Source organism: Flavobacterium sp., from assembly GCF_021151785.1.
In the GTDB taxonomy this organism is placed as follows: Bacteria; Bacteroidota; Bacteroidia; order Flavobacteriales; family Flavobacteriaceae; genus Flavobacterium.
In genome coordinates, this window is sequence record NZ_JAGKWP010000014.1 from 1 (window position 1) to 21649 (window position 21649).

21 protein-coding genes are annotated in these 21649 nt (G+C 32.0%); 7 read left to right on the plus strand and 14 right to left on the minus strand.

Going from position 1 to position 21649, the window contains the following annotated elements; genetic code table 11:
- Position 1: 1 nt before the first annotated feature.
- The 4 genes from QZ824_RS02620 to mvaD all read right to left on the minus strand — a co-directional run bounded on the left by QZ824_RS02620 (position 2) and on the right by mvaD (position 3974).
- Complete coding sequence (locus tag QZ824_RS02620) at positions 2–856, minus strand: pseudouridine synthase (RefSeq protein ID WP_291274487.1); 855 nt, start codon at positions 854–856, stop codon at positions 2–4.
- A gap of 103 nt (positions 857–959) precedes the next feature.
- On the minus strand, positions 960–1877 hold the full coding sequence (locus QZ824_RS02625) for a geranylgeranylglycerol-phosphate geranylgeranyltransferase (protein ID WP_291274488.1): 918 nt from the start codon (positions 1875–1877) through the stop codon (positions 960–962).
- Between the two features lie 15 nt (positions 1878–1892).
- Entirely contained in the window at positions 1893–2831 is a 939-nt protein-coding gene (locus QZ824_RS02630) for a mevalonate kinase (protein ID WP_291274489.1), read from the minus strand.
- Positions 2832–2888: 57 nt separating this feature from the next.
- Positions 2889–3974 carry a diphosphomevalonate decarboxylase gene (mvaD, locus tag QZ824_RS02635; RefSeq protein ID WP_291274490.1) on the minus strand — a complete coding sequence of 362 codons (1086 nt, stop codon included), beginning with the start codon at positions 3972–3974 and terminating at the stop codon, positions 2889–2891.
- 94 nt (positions 3975–4068) lie between these two features.
- Between mvaD and QZ824_RS02640 the strand changes: the two genes are divergently transcribed.
- Positions 4069–4545 (plus strand): TspO/MBR family protein, encoded by a 477-nt coding sequence (locus QZ824_RS02640; protein ID WP_291274491.1) that lies wholly within the window; start codon positions 4069–4071, stop codon positions 4543–4545.
- On the opposite strand, the gene QZ824_RS02645 is transcribed toward QZ824_RS02640, so the two are convergent.
- Positions 4546–5751, minus strand: a complete 1206-nt coding sequence (locus tag QZ824_RS02645) for an NAD(P)/FAD-dependent oxidoreductase (protein ID WP_291274492.1) — start codon at positions 5749–5751, stop codon at positions 4546–4548. It abuts the gene before it with no gap.
- Between the two features lie 77 nt (positions 5752–5828).
- Entirely contained in the window at positions 5829–7727 is a 1899-nt protein-coding gene (locus tag QZ824_RS02650; RefSeq protein ID WP_291274493.1) for a S9 family peptidase, read from the minus strand.
- A gap of 127 nt (positions 7728–7854) precedes the next feature.
- On the opposite strand from QZ824_RS02650, the gene QZ824_RS02655 reads away from it, so the two are divergent.
- The 6 genes from QZ824_RS02655 (at position 7855) to QZ824_RS02680 (ending at position 13382) form a co-directional block, all read left to right on the plus strand.
- Positions 7855–9096, plus strand: a complete 1242-nt coding sequence (locus tag QZ824_RS02655) for a dicarboxylate/amino acid:cation symporter (RefSeq protein ID WP_291274494.1) — start codon at positions 7855–7857, stop codon at positions 9094–9096.
- On the plus strand, positions 9086–9856 hold the full coding sequence (locus QZ824_RS02660; protein WP_291274495.1) for a VTT domain-containing protein: 771 nt from the start codon (positions 9086–9088) through the stop codon (positions 9854–9856). Before QZ824_RS02655 ends, QZ824_RS02660 begins: the two co-directional genes overlap by 11 nt.
- Positions 9857–9861: 5 nt before the next feature.
- Entirely contained in the window at positions 9862–10974 is a 1113-nt protein-coding gene (locus tag QZ824_RS02665; protein ID WP_291274496.1) for an FAD-dependent oxidoreductase, read from the plus strand.
- Positions 10974–11705 (plus strand): monofunctional biosynthetic peptidoglycan transglycosylase, encoded by a 732-nt coding sequence (gene mtgA, locus QZ824_RS02670; RefSeq protein ID WP_291274497.1) that lies wholly within the window; start codon positions 10974–10976, stop codon positions 11703–11705. Before QZ824_RS02665 ends, mtgA begins: the two co-directional genes overlap by 1 nt.
- A gap of 1 nt (position 11706) precedes the next feature.
- Positions 11707–12525 (plus strand): SDR family NAD(P)-dependent oxidoreductase, encoded by an 819-nt coding sequence (locus QZ824_RS02675; RefSeq protein ID WP_291274498.1) that lies wholly within the window; start codon positions 11707–11709, stop codon positions 12523–12525.
- Between the two features lie 65 nt (positions 12526–12590).
- Positions 12591–13382: a TIGR00266 family protein gene (locus QZ824_RS02680; RefSeq protein ID WP_291274499.1), complete on the plus strand. Its 792-nt coding sequence runs from the start codon at positions 12591–12593 to the stop codon at positions 13380–13382.
- A gap of 59 nt (positions 13383–13441) precedes the next feature.
- Here QZ824_RS02680 and QZ824_RS02685 read toward each other — a convergent pair whose 3' ends face one another.
- Genes QZ824_RS02685 through QZ824_RS02720 form a run of 8 tightly spaced genes read right to left on the minus strand, consistent with a single transcriptional unit; the run spans position 13442 to position 21579 of the window.
- A complete protein-coding gene (locus QZ824_RS02685) occupies positions 13442–14809 on the minus strand; it encodes an NADH-quinone oxidoreductase subunit N (RefSeq protein ID WP_291274500.1) in 1368 nt (455 codons plus the stop codon).
- 13 nt (positions 14810–14822) lie between these two features.
- Positions 14823–16253: an NADH-quinone oxidoreductase subunit M gene (locus QZ824_RS02690; RefSeq protein WP_291274501.1), complete on the minus strand. Its 1431-nt coding sequence runs from the start codon at positions 16251–16253 to the stop codon at positions 14823–14825.
- Between the two features lie 6 nt (positions 16254–16259).
- On the minus strand, positions 16260–18134 hold the full coding sequence (gene nuoL, locus QZ824_RS02695) for an NADH-quinone oxidoreductase subunit L (RefSeq protein ID WP_291274502.1): 1875 nt from the start codon (positions 18132–18134) through the stop codon (positions 16260–16262).
- Positions 18135–18141: 7 nt separating this feature from the next.
- The gene (gene nuoK, locus QZ824_RS02700) at positions 18142–18459 is read right to left on the minus strand and encodes an NADH-quinone oxidoreductase subunit NuoK (RefSeq protein ID WP_014389524.1); all 318 of its coding nucleotides are present in this window, start codon (positions 18457–18459) and stop codon (positions 18142–18144) included.
- A gap of 2 nt (positions 18460–18461) precedes the next feature.
- The gene (locus QZ824_RS02705) at positions 18462–18965 is read right to left on the minus strand and encodes an NADH-quinone oxidoreductase subunit J (protein WP_291274503.1); all 504 of its coding nucleotides are present in this window, start codon (positions 18963–18965) and stop codon (positions 18462–18464) included.
- 2 nt (positions 18966–18967) lie between these two features.
- A complete protein-coding gene (locus QZ824_RS02710) occupies positions 18968–19513 on the minus strand; it encodes an NADH-quinone oxidoreductase subunit I (protein WP_014389522.1) in 546 nt (181 codons plus the stop codon).
- 9 nt (positions 19514–19522) lie between these two features.
- The gene (gene nuoH, locus QZ824_RS02715; RefSeq protein ID WP_014389521.1) at positions 19523–20554 is read right to left on the minus strand and encodes an NADH-quinone oxidoreductase subunit NuoH; all 1032 of its coding nucleotides are present in this window, start codon (positions 20552–20554) and stop codon (positions 19523–19525) included.
- Positions 20554–21579: a 2Fe-2S iron-sulfur cluster-binding protein gene (locus QZ824_RS02720; protein ID WP_014389520.1), complete on the minus strand. Its 1026-nt coding sequence runs from the start codon at positions 21577–21579 to the stop codon at positions 20554–20556. Before QZ824_RS02720 ends, nuoH begins: the two co-directional genes overlap by 1 nt.
- Positions 21580–21649 lie beyond the last annotated feature (70 nt).

Below are 21649 nucleotides of genomic sequence, written 5' to 3' on the forward strand. Positions count from 1 at the left end.
ATTATATATTCTTTAAATTAATTATTTCTTGATCTGTTAAAAAACGCCAGTTCCCTCTAGGAAGATTTTTCTTTGTTAAACCTGCAAACATCACTCGATCTAATTTAAGGACATCATACTTGAGTTGTTCAAAAAGAGTTCGAACAATTTTAATGTTAGCTGTTTTCATTTTCACCCCAACTTCGCTTTTGGGCTGATCTTCAATGTAAGTGATTTCTTCCACAAAAACTTTATGTCCGTCTATATGTAATCCGTTTTGAATTTTCTCTAAATCTTCAAATTTTAAATTTTTGTCTAATGACACTTGATATAACTTAGTAGAACGTTGATTTGGAGCTGTAAATTTAGTAACAATATTTGCGTCGTTAGTAAACAATAACAACCCGGTGGTAGTTTTATCCATTCTTCCTACAGGCTCAATCTTAGAAGAGGTTGCCATTCGAACTAAATTAATAACATTATTTGCTCCTGTATCATTTTTCTCTGTTGAAAAATTTTTAGGTTTGTTCAATAAAATATACACCTTCTTTTCAGGTGTAATAGTAACTCCATCAAAATTAACAATGTCCGTTAACTTTACTTTATATCCCATTTCAGTGATTACTTCACCATTCACTTTTACATTTCCACTTTGAATATAAATATCTGCATCTCTTCGGCTACAAACACCTGAATTAGCTATATATCGATTTAAACGTAACTCATCAGACTCCTTTTTTACAGCTAGCTTCGGCTTATCATTTTGCTTCACAAACTTTTGAAAAGGCTTTTTGTCATTTGAAAAAGGGCGATTAGTAGTTGGTTTCTTTGATTCCGTTACTTTCCCTTTTCTTTTATCTCCTGATGCTTTTCTCATAATTACATTTTTATTTTAGAGTGCAAAAGTACTCGAATAAATTTAGATTTTAGAATTTAGCATTCAGAATTTACATAAATTAAAGAATTTCAGACAATTATTTTCATTTCAGGAATAACTTTTGACCATTTTCGATTACAGTAGGTTTAATCAAAACAATACAAACTACGCCAGCAATTAAAATTAACTTTAATAAAAAATGTAATTTAACATAATCAATTTTACCTTCTGATTTCCATAATTTTAACACAAATGCAATAAGCACCAAATAACTGATATAAAAGTAAACATCCATATATCCTACATCATAAACATCAACTAAAAAGTACACAGGAAACAAGGTTCCTATTAATAGAATTGTAATGACAATCTTGGCAAATTTCTCTCCATATTTTACTGGAATAGTTTGGTAATCATTACTTAAATCACCTTCAATATTCTCTAAATCTTTAACTATTTCTCGAATCAAAATAATTAAAAACAAGAAAACAGCATGAGCAAAGATTACGTGATAAAAATTTTTGAAATACAAAAGAATTCCGAAAAATGGCAAAACCACTAATAAGGCAGCTGTTAGATTACCAATAATAGGATATTTTTTTAATCGATGAGAATAATACCAAAGTAAGAATATATAAGTTGAATAAAATAAAGCGGCACGCCAAGAAATCAACCACGCTAAGAGTGCAGCTAAAAAATTTAACACAAAATACACTTGCAATTGTGTTTTTTGACTTACTAAACGATCTAGATAAGATTTTTTAGGTCGATTGATTATATCCTTCTTAGCATCATAAAAGTTATTTATTATATAACCCGATGCAATTGCAAATGTGGATGAAATTACTAAAACAAATAAACGTCCATCAAGCAATATATCGAGTGCTCTTTTTTCTGGAGCTAAAATGTAGATAGCAGATAAGTATTGAGCTAAAGCTATAACAAAAATATTATAACCACGCACTACAGAAAAAAAACTCAAGATTTTAGTGAGTAGTAATTTTGTTTTGCGATTGAACATTATTAAGAAGTGTTTTTAAAATTGATACACCACTTCTAATTTGTAATCTTTTAATGCTGTTTTAGCCTTCTCTAAATCCTCTGTAAAGCCTAAAATATAACCACCACCGCCAGAACCACATAATTTTAAATAGTAATCATTAGTATCAATCCCTTTTTGCCATACTTGATGGAATTGCTCTGGTATCATTGGTTTGAAATTATTCAAAACAACTTTAGACAATTCTTTTGTGTTTTGGAATAAATTTTTGAAATCACCGTGTAAAAAGTTTTCTACACATTTATCTGTGTATTTAATAAATTGGGATTTTAACATAGTACGGAAGCCTTGGTCTTTCAAATTTTCCATAAAAATATTAACCATAGGTGCCGTTTCTCCTACTATTCCTGAATCAATTAAAAACACCGCCCCTTTTCCAGAGATAGATTGACTTGGAATTCCTGTTGGTTCAATGTTATCTTTAGAATTGATTAAGATAGGCAAACTCAAATAAGAATTTAACGGATCTAATCCAGAACTTTTACCATGAAAAAAAGATTCCATTTGAGAAAAAATGGCCTTTAATTGCAATAATTTCTCTCTAGTTAGATTTTCTAATACTGTAATTTTATTGGTCGCATATTTATCATAAATAGCAGCCACTAAAGCACCACTACTTCCCACTCCATACCCTTGAGGAATACTTGAATCGAAATACATTCCTGCCTTTACATCGTTTTGTAAAGCTTCTAAATTGAATGTAACTAATTCAGGTTGTTCCGTTTGTAACTGCTCCAAATGTGAAGTAAATTTCTCTAAACTTTCATTAGATTTTTTAGCTTCCTCAGACGGATTATCATCTGTTTTTAGCGCTCCATTATAAAAGTTATAAGGAATAGAAAGACCTTTCGAATCTTGAATAATTCCGTATTCTCCAAAAAGTAATATTTTAGAATAAAAAAGTGGTCCTTTCATATTATAGTATATAATTTACAATATTTAGTAATCAGTTATTTTAAGTAAAGATACAAATTATTTTAAATCTTTTGCACCATTTCCAATTTCATCGCAAATATACTGACCATTTTGACAAAAGCCAACCAATTCACTCTGAATAAATTGCAGTACTTGTTCTTTTACTGCATTAGGATATAACACATGTACATTTGCACCTGCATCTAAGGTAAAACAGATTGGTATATTAGTTGTATTTCTATACTTCCATATTTTATTAATGATTTCTAAGGTATTAGGTTTCATTAAAATAAAATAAGGCATAGATGTCATCATCATAGCATGAAGTGTTAAAGCTTCACTTTCCACAATTTTGATAAACGCTTCTATCTCTCCAGTTTTTAGTATATCAACTAACAAAAAAATATTTTCATGAGCCTGCTCAAATCGTCGCACAGCATAAGGATGTCCATGCATTAAATTATGCCCAACCGTACTTGAAACTTGCTTTTCACCTTTATCCACTAATAAAATGGTATCTTGAAACTGCTTAAAATTCTCATGTAACAAATCAAATTCCACGCCAAACAAGTCAGAACTCCCTTGAATAGTTTTATTTTCTCCCCAAGCTACAACTTCCCCCTTAACGCTTCTACATGCACTTCCACTACCTAAACGTGCTAAAAAGGAAGACTTAGCAAAAAAATAATCTTCAGAAATAGCAGGGTTTATTGCTTTTTCTAAACTCATGATATTCATTGCTAAAGCAGCCATTCCTGAAGCAGACGATGCAATACCTGAACTATGTGGAAAAGTATTTTGAGTATCAATAGTTATATGATATTCTTTCAAAAATGGACAATACAATTCGATTCGTTCTAAAAATTTCTGAATTTTAGGTTTAAACTCTTCCTTAGATTGCCCTTCGAACAATAAATCAAAAGAAAAATTTGATGTATCAGCTTTTTTTACTACCCCTACCGAAGTAATTGTTTTACAGTTATTAAGCGTAAAACTTATGGATGGATTAGCAGGAACTTGCTCGCCCTCTTCTTTTTTTCCCCAATATTTAACTAAAGCAATATTACTTGGAGCACTCCATGAAAATGAAGCTTTATCAATAGAAGAATAATTGGAAAGTATAAAATCTTGTTCTGTGAACATAGCTACAATTTTTGACAAAGATAGAAAAGGAAAATGAGAAGAATAAGCACAGAAGTCAGAAGTTTTAAATATCTTTGACTAAAATTTCTATTAAATGCAAAAATATCTTCGAATTGTTTATTGTGTCACCATTTGCTTAGTCATTGGTTTTTTATCTGGAAAAGTAACACAATCCTCTATTTCCACATGGTATCCTACATTAGAAAAACCCTTTTTCAATCCACCCAACTGGCTATTTGCCCCAGTTTGGACACTCCTTTACATTTTTATGGGAATTGCCGCTGGTTTGGTTTGGAATGAACTAAATTCAAAGGAAAAAGAAGTTAAAAACGCCTTGAAATTTTTCATCATCCAATTGGGCTTAAATGCTTTATGGTCTTATTTATTTTTTGGACTTCAAAATGTATTATTAGCAGCAATCGAAGTGCTTCTTTTACTGTTAATGATTTACGAAACATATTTAAAATTCAAACTCTTAAATAAAAAATCTGGCTATTTATTAATTCCTTATATGGCTTGGGTATCATTTGCGTCCTTATTAACATGGAGCATTTGGTGGTTAAATCGTTAACTATATATTTTCTGCTAGAATGAATCCGCCTGTCCAAGCATTTTGAAAATTAAAACCCCCTGTAATAGCATCTATATTCAAGATTTCTCCCGCAAAGAATACATGAGGTAAAATTTTACTTTGCATGGTTTTGAAGTTTATTTCTTTTAAGTCAATACCGCCGGCTGTAACAAATTCTTCCTTAAAAGTACTTTTGCCATTAACTTGATAAGTTGCGACAGTAAGTTCTTCAGCTAATTTTTGTAATTGCTTTTTATTCAAATCCGCCCACTTGGTTTCTAGTGTAATTGAAGCCGCAATTAAAATATTTTCCCAAAGTCTTTTTGGAAAGGCAAATGGGCAAAATTTATCGATATTTTTCTTAGCATTTTCCAATTTCAAATCCTGCAACATTTCCATTACATCTTCAAAACTCTGGTCTTTCAACCAATTTATTTGAATGGAAAATTGGTAATTTTTATCAAATAATTCTCGAGCACCCCATGCAGAAAGTCGCAATATAGCTGGTCCACTCATACCCCAATGCGTAATCAACAAAGGGCCAGATGCTGCTAGTTTACTATTCTTAACTTTGACGAAAACCTCAGTTGAAACCCCCATTAAATCTTTAATACGAACATCTTTAATATTGAAGGTAAACAAAGAAGGAACCGGAGGAACTATGGTATGTCCTAATTGATGAAGCAATTCCCAAATTTTAGGATTACTACCTGTAGCTAGCACTATTTTTTCTGCTTGGAATTGTTCTTTTTGAGTTTCAACTTTCCAAACTCTTCCTTCATGAAAAAGAGATTGAACACTTTGTGAAGTAAATACTTTTATTCCCAATTCATGAACTGCCTTTTCAAAACAATCAATAATGGTTTGCGACGAATCTGTAATAGGAAACATGCGTCCGTCTTCTTCTATTTTTAATTCGACACCATGTTTTTCAAACCACTCAATTGTATCACCAGAACAAAACTGATGAAACGGTCCTTTTAATTCTTTTTCTCCACGGGGATAAAATTTAACCAAATCATTAGGCACGAAACATGCGTGCGTAACATTACAACGTCCACCACCTGAAACTTTAACTTTCGACAAGCATTCTTTGCCTCTTTCTAAAATAGCCACTTTTAACCTCGGATTTTTTTCCACAATATTTATAGCAGAAAAAAATCCAGCAGCTCCCCCGCCAATGATAATGATATCAAATGTTTGCATAAATTTTGTTTCAAGTTAATTATTTCTTATTTAAAGTTTCAAATTAAAAACCTGAAACATTTAAACCCGAAACATTTTTAAAGCGTCTCTTTCAACCATTTAAAAAATTCACCTTGCCATACTAAGGCATTTTGTGGTTTTAATACCCAATGGTTTTCATCTGGAAACAAAAGAAACTTACTTTTTATTCCTTTCAGTTGAGCTGCTTGAAATGCTTCTTGACCTTGTCCAATTGGCACACGATAATCTTTACCTCCTTGAATAATCATAATCGGGGTGTTCCAATTATTCACCAATTTTATAGGATTGAATTCATTATAGGTTTTTTGCGCAACTTTATTGTCTTTTTCCCAATACGCACCTCCAGCATCCCAATTAGTAAAGAACACTTCTTCTGTCGTTCCATACATGCTTTCAGTATTGTAAATACCACAATGAGAAATAAATGTTTTAAAACGATTTTTATGAATTCCAGCTAAATAAAATACGGAATAACCCCCATAACTAGCACCAACTGCTCCCAATCGATTTTTATCTACATATGGTTCTTTCGCAACATCATCAATAGCAGCTAAATAATCATTCATAACTTGTCCACCCCAATCTCCTGAAATCTGTTCATTCCAAGCTACACCATGACCAGGCATTCCACGTCTATTTGGTGCAACTACAATATAACCTTGTGAAGCCATCAATTGAAAATTCCAACGGAATGAATAATATTGTGTTAAGGCACTTTGCGGTCCTCCTTGACAATATAATAGTGTTGGATATTTTTTAGTTTTATCAAAATTTGGAGGTAAAATCACCCAAACCAACATTTTCTTTCCGTCAGTAGTAGTCACCCATCTTTTTTCCGATTTACACATTCCTATTTTAGCATATGCCTCATCATTTACATGCGTTATTTGACTCCAAGTTTTTTTCTTTAAATCAAAACTAAAAGCTTCTGATGCATGATTATGATCCGTTCTAGTAACTAGAATTGTATTTCCCGAAAACCCAATAATACTATTTACATCAAAATTTCCATCTGTGACTTGCACTATTTGAACTGCAATTTTAGTTAATCCAGGGAAATTCACTTCAAACAATTGTTTGGTCCCGCCTACTGGTGCAATAAAATAAACTTTTTTACCATCAACTGACCAAGTAAAACTTTCAACCGTTCCATCCCAAGAAGTCGTTAAATTAATATCTAGACCTTTGTGACGAACAATAATATCATTTTTATCTGCTTCATAACCATCTCGTTTCATTTGCAACCAAGACAAATCGCCTTGCGGTGAAAAAATAGGATGTGTGTCATAGCCCTTATTGTTAGGTGTTAAATTTACTGTTTTACCAGTCGCTAAATCATATTCATACAAATCCGTATTGGTACTTTTGGCATAAGCTGTGCCTGCTAATTTTTTACACACATAAATTATTTTTGACCCATCTGGTGACCAAACATAATCTTCGTCACCACCATGTGGTTTTTGCGGCGAATCAAAAGGTTCATTTGGCATAATATCAATTTCTTTTCCAGTTGCAAAATCTTTATAAAACACGTGATTGTGCGTTCCATCATTATAAGTATCCCAATGACGATAATCCAATTCTGTATATACTTGAGCTGAAGTTTTAGTTAATTCAGGATATAAATCAGTACCTAATAATTTTTCTACTTTAACTGTTTTATCAAATAGTTTTTTTGTTCCATCTTTAGAAACATTTTTATCCATTACTAAGCCTTCCGCTGAAATAATAGGAACTGCTTTTCCTCCATTAATGGGAATAGAATAAGTCGTAGAAACTATTTTGTTTTCTTGAATATTGGGAATCCCAACTTTAAAAATCAAGTTTTTACCATCCTTAGTAATACCTACAGGGTTAACTCTACCTAACTGCCAAAGTTTTTCTGGTGTTAGAACTTCTTGTGCATTTGAACTCATACTTACTAAGCTGAAAATGAGAAAAATATATTTTTTCATTAAAAATAATTTTAAAATTAAAAAACTAATTTCGATGGATTTTCCATTAAATCGATGCTAAAATTAGCACTTTTTTCAAAAAATATACCTATTTTCACACTCTAAAATAAAAACAAACCAACATACCGTGAAAAACAACAAACTTTTTATACTCATCATTATCTCTTTAATAATTGGTGTTGGACTGGGCGCAATTGTGCATTATCAATTTCCAGATTCTATTGATACTTTTTCGAAAAACATCAAATTACTTGGGACTATTTTTATTCGCCTAGTACAAATGATTATTGCGCCTTTAGTATTTTCAACATTAGTAGTAGGAATTGCCAAAATGGGTGACATGAAAATGGTAGGACGCGTAGGCGGAAAAGCCATGGCATGGTTTATTTCGGCCTCACTTGTATCTCTATTATTAGGCATGATGTTAGTTAACTTTTTCGCTCCAGGTAAAGGAACAAATATCAAACTAGAAGTTAATGATTCAGCTAAAGAATTGGTTGAAAAAACAAACGAATTCTCTTTAGAAGAGTTTGTAAAGCACGTTATTCCTAAAAGTTTATTTGAAGCCTTTGCAACAAATGAAATTTTACAAATTGTTATTTTTTCAATTTTGTTTGGTGTTGCATTAGCCGCCTTTAGTAAAAAAGAAGCTAAGCCAATCATCAAATTATTAGATTCCACCGCACACGTAGTTTTAAAAATGGTAACTTACATCATGTGGACCGCACCATTAGGTGTTTTAGGAGCTGTAGCAGGCGCAATTGCTAAACATGGCTTTGAAGTATTCACACTTTATGCTAAATATCTAGGCGCCTTTTTTGTTGGTATTTTATTACTTTGGCTTCTACTATTAATAGTTGGTTATTTAATTTTAGGTAAACGATTATTCACATTGCTTCAAAGAATTAAAAGTCCATTATTAATTGCATTTTCTACCACAAGTTCAGAAGCGGTTTTCCCTAAAATGGTAGAAGAGTTAGAACGATTTGGGTGTCAACCTAAAATTGTTTCATTCACCTTACCATTGGGATATTCTTTTAACCTAGATGGCAGTATGATGTACATGACTTTTGCTAGTATTTTTATTGCTCAAGTATATGGTATAGATATGCCAATTGGAGAACAATTAACTATGCTACTAGTTTTAATGCTTACTAGTAAAGGTGTGGCAGGTGTACCAAGGGCTTCCTTAATTGTTGTTGTAGCCACTTGCGCTATGTTTGGTATTCCTCCAGAAGGAATTGCCCTAATTTTACCCATTGACCATTTCTGTGATATGGCTAGAAGTATGACTAATGTTCTTGGAAATGCTTTAGCTACTAGCGCCATCGACAAATGGGAATCAAAACCGAATCATCATGAAGCTTAATTTCAATATACTTAATTACTTAAAACCAAATTTTATAATTCAATCCGCTGAAGCAGAACAAAAATTCAGATGGACACAATTATTCAATCCGGAATTCTACATTACGTTAGAGTATGGTGGTGTTCCTATTGGCATTTATATGGTTTTATTCATCGTATTTGCTGAAACAGGATTATTTGCAGGATTCTTTTTGCCTGGCGATAGCTTATTGTTTTTGTCAGGTATTTATGCTGAAAAATTAGCCAATCCTTTACGATTTATACCAGATTATTATTCTGATGTAACTGTTGTCGCATTGGCTATTTCACTGGCTGCAATTATTGGAAATATTTTCGGTTACTGGTTTGGTGCCACTAGCGGAAGAGGCCTTTACAATAAAGAAGATGGTTTATTATTTAAGAAAAAATACTTAAACCAATCACAAGAATTTTTTGAAAAACATGGTGGAAAAGCGATTGTTTTCGCTCGATTTTTACCTATTGTAAGAACATTTGTACCTATAATTGCTGGAATTGTTCATATGCCTAAAAGTAAATTTATGTTGTATAATGTAATCAGCTCTTTACTTTGGTCGTTTTCCTTAGTCTTTGCTGGGCATTATTTATATGCCTTGTTCTTAGAACGCTTCGACATTGATTTAAAACAACACATTGAAACTATTATTCTCTTATTGATTACAATTACTACTTTCCCATTAGTAATGAAGGCTATTAAATCTAGAAATAAAGGTCAAGATCAAGAACCAACAAAAGATAACTAAATCATATGCAACTAAGTTATTGGGAATTAAAAAGTTGGTTTTCGAATGTCGACTTCACCATTGTTGGAAGCGGAATTGTTGGCTTACATACAGCTTTACGTCTTCGCGAAAGATTCCCAAAAGCCAAAATTATCCTTCTAGAAAAAGGAATCTTACCTCAAGGTGCAAGTACTAAAAATGCTGGTTTTGCTTGCTTTGGAAGTATTTCTGAAATTATAGATGATTTAAAAACGCATTCCGAAGAGGAAGTTATTCAATTGATTTCTAAGCGTTATCATGGTTTACAATTACTTCGAAAAAATTTAGGTGATGAGAACCTAGACTTTAAACCTTTTGGTGGATATGAAATATTTTTAAAGGAAGACGAATCTTTTTACAAAGAATGTTTACAACGCATTTCATTTATAAACGATATTGTAAAGCCTTTATTTAAAACTGAAGTTTTCTCTAAAGAAATTGATCGTTTTGGGTTTGGAAATACTTTTGAATACCTGATATTCAACCCTCTTGAAGGGCAAATTGATATAGGCAAAATGATGCAATCTTTACTAAAAAAAGTCTATCAAAATGATATTTTGATTGTGAACCATCAAACTGTTGGAAGTTATACCGAAATTAATAATGGTGTAGAAGTAATTACAAATAATTTGTCTTTCAAGACCAATAAATTATTATTTACCACTAATGGTTTTGCGAGTCAGCTTACTAATAATAGAGTAACTCCTGCAAGAGCACAAGTACTAATTACTAAACCGATTGAAAATCTTGACATTAAAGGAACTTTCCATTTAGATAGAGGCTATTATTATTTCAGAAACATTGACAATAGAATATTATTTGGCGGTGGTCGTAACCTTGATTTTGAAGGAGAAACCACTACTGAATTAAAAACCACAGAATTAATTCAGAACCGCTTGGAAGATTTATTAAAAACTGTAATTTTGCCAAATACCGCTTTTGAAATAGAACATAGATGGAGTGGTATAATGGGCGTAGGAAATCACAAAAAACCTATTGTTGAACAACTTTCTAACCATGTCTTTTGTGGAGTTCGAATGGGAGGAATGGGTGTAGCAATAGGCAGTTTAATAGGACAAGAATTAGCAGATTTAGTATAATGGCAACCAAAAAAACAATAACAAAACCCACAACTACAAAAAATAAAGGCGCTTTGAAATCAAAAATCTTTAAATATTTTTGGAAGTTTGTTTTATGGTTTAATATCATTAGTTTATTTTTTGTTGTACTATACAAATTTGTACCCGTTCCATATACCCCTTTAATGATAATTCGTTATTTCGAAAATTCTGCTGCCGGAAAAAAAATTGACACCAAGCATAATTGGATTCCTATTGAAAACATCTCAAAAAATCTACAAAAAGCCGTAATTGCAAGTGAAGACGGTAATTTTTGTAAACACAGTGGTTTTGATTTTAAAGCCATGCAAAAAGCTGCAACAGGAAATTTTAAAGGCAAAAAATTAAAAGGAGGAAGTACTATCTCTCAACAAACAGCAAAAAACGTTTTCCTTTGGCAAGGAAGAAGTTACTTTAGAAAAGCATTAGAAGCTTACTTTACTGTTTTAATTGAACTAATTTGGGGTAAAGAGCGCATTATGGAAGTATATTTAAATAGTATTGAAATGGGAGATGGTATTTATGGTGCGCAAGCTGCATGTCAACATTGGTATAACAAAGATTGTAAAAGTTTAACTCGAATGCAAGCTGCTGGTATTGCGGCTATTTTACCTAATCCAAGAAAATTCAATCCTTTACATTCTTCTGCATATATTAGCAAAAAAAAGAATAAAATTGCTCAATACATTCTAATAACCAAACTTAATTATTAATTTGAAAACCGTACTAATAACTGGTTCTTGCGGAGGCATTGGCAAACAAACCGCTTTACACTTTGCCAGACAAAATTGGACGGTGATAGCCACAATGCATGTTTATAAAGAAGTCGAAGAATTTAAAAAGTACTCGAATATTTACAGCTATGGTTTAGATGTAACCTCTACAGAAAATATTGAAATTGCTAAGCAACAAATTCTTAAGAATCACAAACAAATTGACACCATCATCAATAATGCTGGCGTAGGCTATAGAAGTTTTGTTGAACTTTCAGAAGATGAAAAAATCAATATGATAGTTAATGTCAATTGGTTAGGTGTTGTTAAAATATGTAGGGCATTTATCCCTGTATTGAGAGATCAAAGATTTGGACAAATTATTAATATTACTTCTATTGCTGGGCTTGTTAATTTACCACTGGGCAATTTTTATCATTCAACTAAACAAGCTGTAGAAAGTTTTTCTGAATGTATGGCTTATGAATTATATCCTTTTCATGTAAGTGTAGCAACTGTTCAGTTTGGAAATGCTCCAACTTCTTTTCAGAAGAATGTAGCTGTTTGTCAACAAACTGAAATTTGTTCTTATAATAACTTGATGAATAGAATTTCAACACTTTTAGAAAAAAAATCATCTGAAAACAAAGAATTACCAGAAAAAATTGTTGAAAAACTACACCAAATTGCCGAAAATCCAAATCGTTGTTTTAGACGATATACCATTGGGTTTGATGCTAACTTTATGAAAATTCTAAGAAGAATTACTGGTTATAAAATTTTTAATTCTATCATTAGAAAAAAAACCCTAGAAAATTAACAACCTTTTATCGTAACATTTTTTTTACTTATAACACTTATTAAGAAAACTTTAAAACAGAAAAAATGATCGCACATGAAATAGACTACCATATTTATGGTGAAGAAATGCAATATGTAGAAATTGAATTAGATCCACAAGAAGTAGTCGTTGCTGAAGCTGGTGGTTTTATGATGATGGAAGATGGTATTAAAATGGAAACCATTTTTGGAGATGGAAGTCAACAACAAGGTTTTATGGGTAAACTTTTATCTGCGGGAAAAAGAGTCTTAACAGGTGAAAGTTTATTTATGACTGCTTTTCAAAACCAAGGAATAGGAAAGAAAAAAGTATCTTTTGCATCGCCCTATCCTGGAAAAATAATCCCAATTGATTTAAGAGAATACAATGGAAAATTTATCTGTCAAAAAGATGCCTTCTTATGTGCTGCTAAAGGTGTTTCTATTGGAATTGAATTCTCAAAAAAAATTGGACGTGCTTTATTTGGAGGAGAAGGATTCATTATGCAAAAAATTGAAGGTGATGGCTTAGCATTTGTTCACTCTGGAGGAACATTAGCCAAAAAAGTACTAGCACCGGGTGAAATCATGAGAATTGATACAGGTTGTGTAGTAGGTTATACACAAGATGTTGATTTTGATATTGAATTTGTAGGCGGTATTAAGAATACTATTTTTGGAGGTGAAGGTATGTTTTATGCAACTTTACGAGGCCCTGGAACGGTATATATCCAATCATTACCCTTCAGTCGATTAGCTGGTAGAATTTTAGCTAACGCTCCTCAAAATGGTGGTGGAAAAGAAGAAGGTAGTATATTGGGAGGAGTTGGAAGATTATTAGACGGAGATAACTTTTAAAAAATAAGCCCCAAAAATTAGATTTTTTGGGGCTTATTTTTTTATCTTAATCTTGATTTTTATAATAAATTCAATATGTAATCAGGGAATATTCCAATAATTAATAGTAGTACGGTTGCCACAATTCCCACAATATAATATTCAGAATGATTTGCTAAGACATTATCCTCTGATTCTTCTCTTAAATACATAGCAATGATCACTTTGAAATAGTAGTAGATGGCTATCATAGAATTGATAATGGCAAAAATAGCTAAACCTAAATAACCATCTGTTATAATTTGACTCAAAATAAAGAATTTACCAAAGAAACCAGCCAAAATTGGAATACCAGCCATAGACAAAGTAGCAACAGTCATAATAAAAGCCATAATTGGTGATCTTTTTCCTAAACCATTAAAGTTTTCAATTTTACAGTTATCCTCTTTTTTAGTTACAAATAAAACTACTGAGAAAGCAGCTAAACCTGCAATGGCATAAGAAACGGTATAGAATAATAAATTATTTTGTGAATTTTCTACATTCAATAAAGTCATTAACATAAATCCTGTATGAGAAATACCAGAATAAGCCAATATACGTTTTAATTTTCTTTGACGTAAAGCCATTACGTTACCAAAAAACATAGTTGCAATAGTAACTACTACAATTACTTGTTTGTATTCATCATACATATATGTATTTAAAATACCAACTAACTTAAAGAAAGCAGCCATAGCCGTTACTTTTGCTAAAGTACTCATTAAAGCCGTAATCTGAGTTGGAGAACCTTCGTATACATCTGGCGCCCAAAAGTGCATTGGTGTAGCAGCCACTTTAAATAACATACCGATAGTAATTAATATAACTCCGATGTAAAACCAATATTCTGTAGTAGCAGACATAGAAGCTTCTTTCAAAGTTGGTACATCAAAAGCCCCTGTTGCACCATATAACATGGCAATTCCGAATAATAATATTCCAGATGCAAAAGAACCCATCAAGAAATATTTCATTCCGGCTTCATTACTTTTAACGTTTAATCGGTCGCTACCTGCTAAAACATACAATCCGATAGATAATACTTCAATTCCTAAGAAGAACATTGAAATATTATTAAAAGTTACCATAGCTACTGCTCCTGACAATATAAAAACCTTTATTGAAATAAAGTCAGATATTTTAGAGCTTTTAGCATAACTTGGTGCACTTAATAAAATTAACAATCCAGTTAGTAAGATGAATAAACTTGAAAATACTTTTCCAAAATCATCAACCAGAATCATAGATTCATATCCTGTAATTACAGGCAAATTATCAGTAAGGTTTAAACCAAATAAAGCTAAAAGCGCCACTATGGTTACTGGAATTATTATTTTTCTCAGATTAAAAATCTCGAAAAGTAAACAAAGTATTCCGATTCCTACTATAGCAATTAATGTACTCATTTCTTAAGGCTTCTTAGTTAATTTGATTTAAAATTGATTGTAAACTTGGTTCAATTAAGTCAATAATTGGTTGAGGGAACAAACCAAAGAATATGGTAACTCCAACAATTACGATTAATACAATACTTTCCGAAATTGTAATATCTTGGAAAGGTTTGATGCTTTCACCTAACATACTTTTTTGGAACATACGTAACATATAAAACGCTCCTAAAATGATTGTTGTTCCTGCTATTATAGCATACCAAATATTTACTTTGAATAAACTGTATAATAAATTAAATTCACCAATGAAGTTAAAAGTAGTTGGTAAAGCTACTGAAGCTAATAAAACAATTAAGAAAAATGAAGCAAAACGTGTTGCCTGAATTCTAATACCACCCATTTCATTAATATTATACGTTTGATATCTTGAGTAAATTATTTCAACAATATAGAATAATCCAACGATTACAATACCATGAGATAACATTTGGAGCACGGCACCTTGAAAACCTTCAAATGTTAAAGAATACAATCCCGCAGCAATTAATCCCACGTGTGATAAGGATGAATACGCCAACACTTTTTTAATATTCTTTTGTTTTAAAGTTAAAATTGCTCCATAAATTACCCCAATAATGGATAAGGTAACAATAATTGGCACATGTGCTTTAGCGGCTTCATCAGATAAAGGCAATTGCCATCTTAATACACTATATAATCCCATTTTTAACATGATACCAGACAATAACATAGTACCAATAGATGGTGCTTTACTGTAGGTATTTGCTTGCCAAGAATGGAAAGGAACAATTGGAATTTTAATAGCATAAGCTAAAAAGAATGCTAAGAAAATATAAGTTTGTTCAGTGCTTGTTAATTGTAAAGCATATAATTTTTCAATAGCAAAACTTCCACCTTTAGTATATAAATAAATGAAAGCCAACAGCATGAATAAAGAACCTGCAAAAGTATAGATGAAGAATTTTAAAATCGTTTTTCTTCGTTCTTCTTTATCGCCATTACCCCATCTTAAAGCAATGAAATAAATTGGAATTAAGGCAATTTCCCAAAATATATAATATACAAAACCATCTGCAGCTAAAAATGTACCTGCCATTGCAGCTCCCATCACTAAAATTAAACTGTAAATAGCTTTCTCGTCCTCAAATTTAGTTACAAATCCAGAGGCAATAATTAATGGTAACAAGCCTGTAGTTAATAACAACATGGCTAATGACAAACCATCCACATGCAATGCAAAGTTGATAGCAGGTTTAGTTAACCATGGTAAATCTACATTCCAATTCTCACCCGCTAAATAAGCATTTAAAGCCATTATAGTTAAACCAAATGCAGCAATACTTGTAAGTAAAGCAAATTTAGAGGCAAACTTGTTTCCTGAAAAGTAAGTTACAATTGCACCTACCAATAAAACCGTTAATATAATCCCTATGTTCATTTCTAATTATTGACGATTTACAAATAAATAAAATAAAAATCCGCAGATACCTAATATAAAAGCAAATAGATAAATACCGATGTTTCCGTTTTGTATTCTTTTACCTTGTAAAGATAAAGCATATGTTATATCTCCAAATCCGAATACTAATTTTGAAACGAATTTTTCTGTATACTTTTTAAAGAAACTTGAAACTGCATAAATAGGTTGTACAATTACAGCCATATAAATTTCATCTAGATAAAATTTATTAGCCAATACTTTGTGTAACCCCTGTACATTTTCATCTGCTTCAGGAACTTGTTTTTTAGAAATATACATATTGTAAGCAATAGCAATACCAATTAAAGCACCAACAGTTGCAATACCCATCAACATATAAGCAGTTCCATCTAAATGATGTGCTTCATGTGCTTTAAATAATGGAGCTAAGTAATGACTTAACCAATTGCTTCCTGGTAAATTAATAGCACCACCTATAGTAGCTAATGCTCCTAATATTACTAAAGGAATAGTAATTAAAGCTGGACTTTCATGTAAATGATGTTTTTGTTCTTCTGTTCCTCTAAATTCACCAAAGAATGTTAAATATAATAATCGGAACATGTAGAAAGCCGTCATAATTGATGCAATAGAGCCTAATACCCACAAAATAGTATTGTGATGGAATGCCGCCATTAATATTTCATCTTTAGACCAGAAACCAGCAAATGGGAAAATACCTGCAATTGCTAATGTTGAAACTAACATTGTAGCAAAAGTTATAGGCATCACCTTACGTAATCCACCCATGTTTCTCATGTCTTGTTCGCCATGTAATGCATGAATAACAGAACCTGATCCTAAGAATAAACAAGCTTTAAAGAATGCGTGTGTAATTACATGGAATACAGCTACTTCATACGCACCTAAACCTAAAGCTAAAAACATTAAACCTAATTGCGAAACAGTTGAATAAGCTAATACCTTTTTTATATCATTTTGAACTAAACCAATAGCAGCAGCAACCAAAGCAGTTATAACTCCAACAATGGCAATTACCAATTTTACGTCAGGGGTTAATTCAAATAAGAAATTCAAACGAGTAATCATAAAAATACCGGCTGTAACCATCGTAGCTGCGTGAATTAAAGCCGAAACAGGTGTAGGTCCAGCCATCGCATCAGGCAACCAAGTGTACAATGGTAATTGCGCTGATTTTCCTGTAGCCCCAATAAATAAACATAAAGCAGCAATGGATAATAAAGCAGGAGTAATACTATTTTTACCTAATGCAGCTTTAATTTCCATAAAATCTAAAGTATTTAAGTAGCAACCTAAAACAAATATTCCTATTAAAAATCCTAAATCACCAATACGGTTCATGATAAATGCTTTTTTTGCAGCATCATTATAGTCTTGATTTTTGTACCAGAATCCGATTAATAAATAAGAACATAGTCCAACACCTTCCCAACCAATAAACATGATTAATAAGTTACTTCCAGCTACTAACACAATCATGAAGAAAACGAATAAATTCAGATATGAAAAGAATTTATGCATGTTTTCATCGTCGTGCATATAGCTAATAGAATATAAATGGATTAATGATCCAATACCTGTTACAAATAATAACCATAAAACAGATAATTGATCAAATAAGAAATCAAAATTCACGTTGATTTTACCTAAGGTAAACCAATCAGCTAAATGAAATTTAGGAAGCGTATCACCTGCATTAATTTGAGAAAATAAGCAAAGTGTACATAAAAAAGATAAAACAACAGCCAATGTACCAACAATACCTGAGCCAGTTTTACCTAATGTTTTGCCGAAAAATGTGTTGATTAAAAAACCAACTAACGGCGTAAATAATAAAAGTAAAATAGTTGTCTCCATTAGGCGCTTATCCTTTTAAATTTTTTAAATTATCAATATCAATATTACCTATATTTCTAAAAATAGAAACCAATATAGCTAATCCAACAGCAACTTCTGCAGCTGCAACAGCCATCGTAAAGAAAACGAAAACTTGTCCTGATGCATCTTGGTGGTACGAAGAAAAGGCAACTAGTAATAAGTTAACAGCATTTAACATGATTTCTATAGACATGAACATGATGATGGCATTACGTCTATATAAAATTCCGAAGGCACCAATACAAAATAGCAAAGCAGCTAAAATGATATAATTTTGAATGCCAATTTCTTGTAATACGTTCATAGTTATATTTTTTCTTCTTTTTTAGAAATTAATACTGCACCAATCATCGAAACTAATAATAATACCGACGCGAATTCAAAGGGTACTTGGTACTCATCTAAAAGTACTTCTCCTAATCTTTTGATGGATTGAAAATCTTCACCTGTATTCGCGTAATCCATTACTTCCGGCTCAGCCGATTTTAAAGCCGCAATCAAAACAACACCTAAAATACAAGCAGAAATTAAGGCGGCAAAGGATACCCATTTAGGTTTAGAAACTTCATCCTCTTTGTTTAAGTTCATTAACATCAAAGTAAATAATAATAATACCATGATGGCACCAGCATAAACAATTACGTGAACAATTGCTAAAAATTGCGCATTGAACAATACATAATGTCCTGCTAATGAAAAGAAACAAACAACTAAGTAAATAGCACTGTGAATTGGATTTTTGCTAAAAACAGTTAGGAATGCAGTTCCTAACGTAATGGCTGATAAAATGTAAAATATAATCTCTAACATAATTAATTCAAAGTATTAGATTGTGTATTCATTTTAGCCATTTCTAAAGGCATTACTAACTTATCTTTTCCAAAAATGAAATCTTCTCTATCATAATCAGCGTTAGCGAATTTTCTAGATTTAGTTAAGTAAATGGCTTGTTTAGGACAGGCTTCTTCACACAAACCACAGAAAATACAACGCAACATGTTGATTTCATAGATTTCAGCATATTTTTCTTCACGGTATAAATGCTTTTCTTCTGGTTTGCGCTCTGCAGCTTTCATTGTAATCGCTTCGGCAGGACAAGATAAAGCACACAAACCACAAGCTGTACATCTTTCTCTTCCTTCTTCATCACGCATTAGCATGTGTTGACCTCTATATACCGGACTAAATTCTCTAACTTGTTCTGGGAATTTAATCGTTACTTTTCTTCTGAATAAGTGTTTTAGAGTAGTAAACAAACCTTTGATAATAGTCCAAAGATAAATTTTCTCTAACCAAGTCATTTCTTTGTTAGAAACCACTTTTTTTCTTCCTGATAATGATATTTGTTCTACTGACATAATCACGAATTATTTAAATAATACCATTACTACTCCAGTTACAATGATGTTAACTACAGCTAATGGAATTAATATTTTCCAACCTAAATGCATTAATTGATCGTATCTAAATCTTGGTATTGTCCATCTTACCCACATGTAAAAGAAGATGAAGAAGCACAATTTCATAAATAAAGATAAAAACCCAAGTAATGCTGCTGTGTTCATTCCCCAGTTTTCTGTAACCCAAGCCATTCCCGGGAAGTGGTATCCTCCTAAGAAAACAATTGCCAAGATTGTCGAAGAAATAAACATATTTGCATATTCAGCAAATAAATAGAATCCCATTTTCATAGATGAATATTCTGTATGGTATCCACCAATTAATTCCGATTCACATTCTGCTAAATCGAAAGGTGTTCTATTGGTTTCAGCAAAGGAACAAATTAAGAAAATGATGAAAGCTACTGGTTGGTATAAAATATTCCAGCCATTTTCAGCTTGATAAACGGTTATTTCTTTTAATGATAAAGAACCAGTCATCATTAAGATAGCAATCATGGATAATCCCATAGCTACTTCATACGAAATCATCTGAGAAGAAGCACGAACAGCTGACATCAAAGAATATTTGTTATTAGATGCCCAAGCTCCAATCATAATTCCATATACTCCAATGGATAAAACACCAAAAATATATAAAACGGAAACATCAATATCGGTTGCTTGTAACAACACTCGCTGACCAAATACTTCAATAGTATCTCCCCAAGGAATAACAGCACTTGTAATTAAAGCCGTACTCATAGCAATACCAGGACCTAAAATAAATAGGAAACGGTTAGGCGTATTTGGGAAGAATTCTTCTTTTGTAAATAATTTGGCACCATCGGCTAAAGGTTGAAGTAAACCTGCCCAACCTGCACGGTTTGGTCCAATACGGTCTTGAAGCCAAGCAGCTACTTTACGTTCAGCCCATGTTGAATACATTGCCATTAACATAGTTAAGGCAAATACGGTAATAATAATTACACTTTTTTCTATGATAAATGCTGCTTCCATTAGTTTTCTTCTTTTTTAAATGGAACTTCAGTCATACTAATCTTCTTGCGATCTTCTTCGCGACCAAATAAGATTTGAGCTTCTGTATTAATCACTACTTTATCTAATTTTCTTGTATAATTATTTTGATTGATAACAGAATCTTTTTCGAATTTTTTAGGTCCTTCAATAACCCAGTCAGAAACTTCTTTTTTATCGTAACGACAAGTATTACAAATAAAGTTTTCTACTTCTCCGTATTGGTCTTTTCTTCCTGTTACACGTTGAATTTCATTTCCAAACATCCAAACGGTTACTTCACCACAACAACCTGGAGTTGTACATTCTCTATGAGCATTGAAAGGTTTGTTGAACCAAACTCTCGATTTAAATCGGAATGTTTTATCTGTTAATGCACCTACTGGACAAACATCAATCATGTTTCCAGAGAATTCATTATCAATTGCAGCTGAAACACAAGTTGAAATTTGAGCATGATCTCCACGGTTTAAAACACCATGAACTCTATTGTCAGTCAATTGTTCAGCAACTTGTACACAACGTTGACATAAAATACATCGGTTCATGTGTAATTGAATTTTATCACCAATATTTTCAGGTTCAAAAGTTCTTTTTTCTTCGATGAATCGTGTTTTTGCTTTTCCGTGTTCAAAGCTTAAATCTTGTAAATGACATTCTCCTGCTTGATCACATACCGGACAATCTAGTGGGTGGTTGATTAATAAAAATTCGGTAACCGCTTTTCTTGCTTCTGTTACACGATCAGAATTTTTACTATTCACTTCCATTCCATCCATACATCCCGTAACACAAGAAGCTACAAGTTTAGGCATGGGTCTTGGATCTGCCTCACTTCCCTTGCTTACTTCAACTAAGCAACAACGACATTTACCTCCAGTACCTTTTAATTTCGAATAATAACACATGGCTGGTGGAACTAAATCACCACCAATCATACGAGCAGCTTGCAGGATAGTTGTTCCTGGTTCTACTTCTACGCTTTGTCCGTCTATGGTTACTTTCATTGTTATTTTTTTGTTTGAATAATCTCAGGTTTTAAGTTTCAAGTTATTAAAACTTGGTACCTGAAACTTG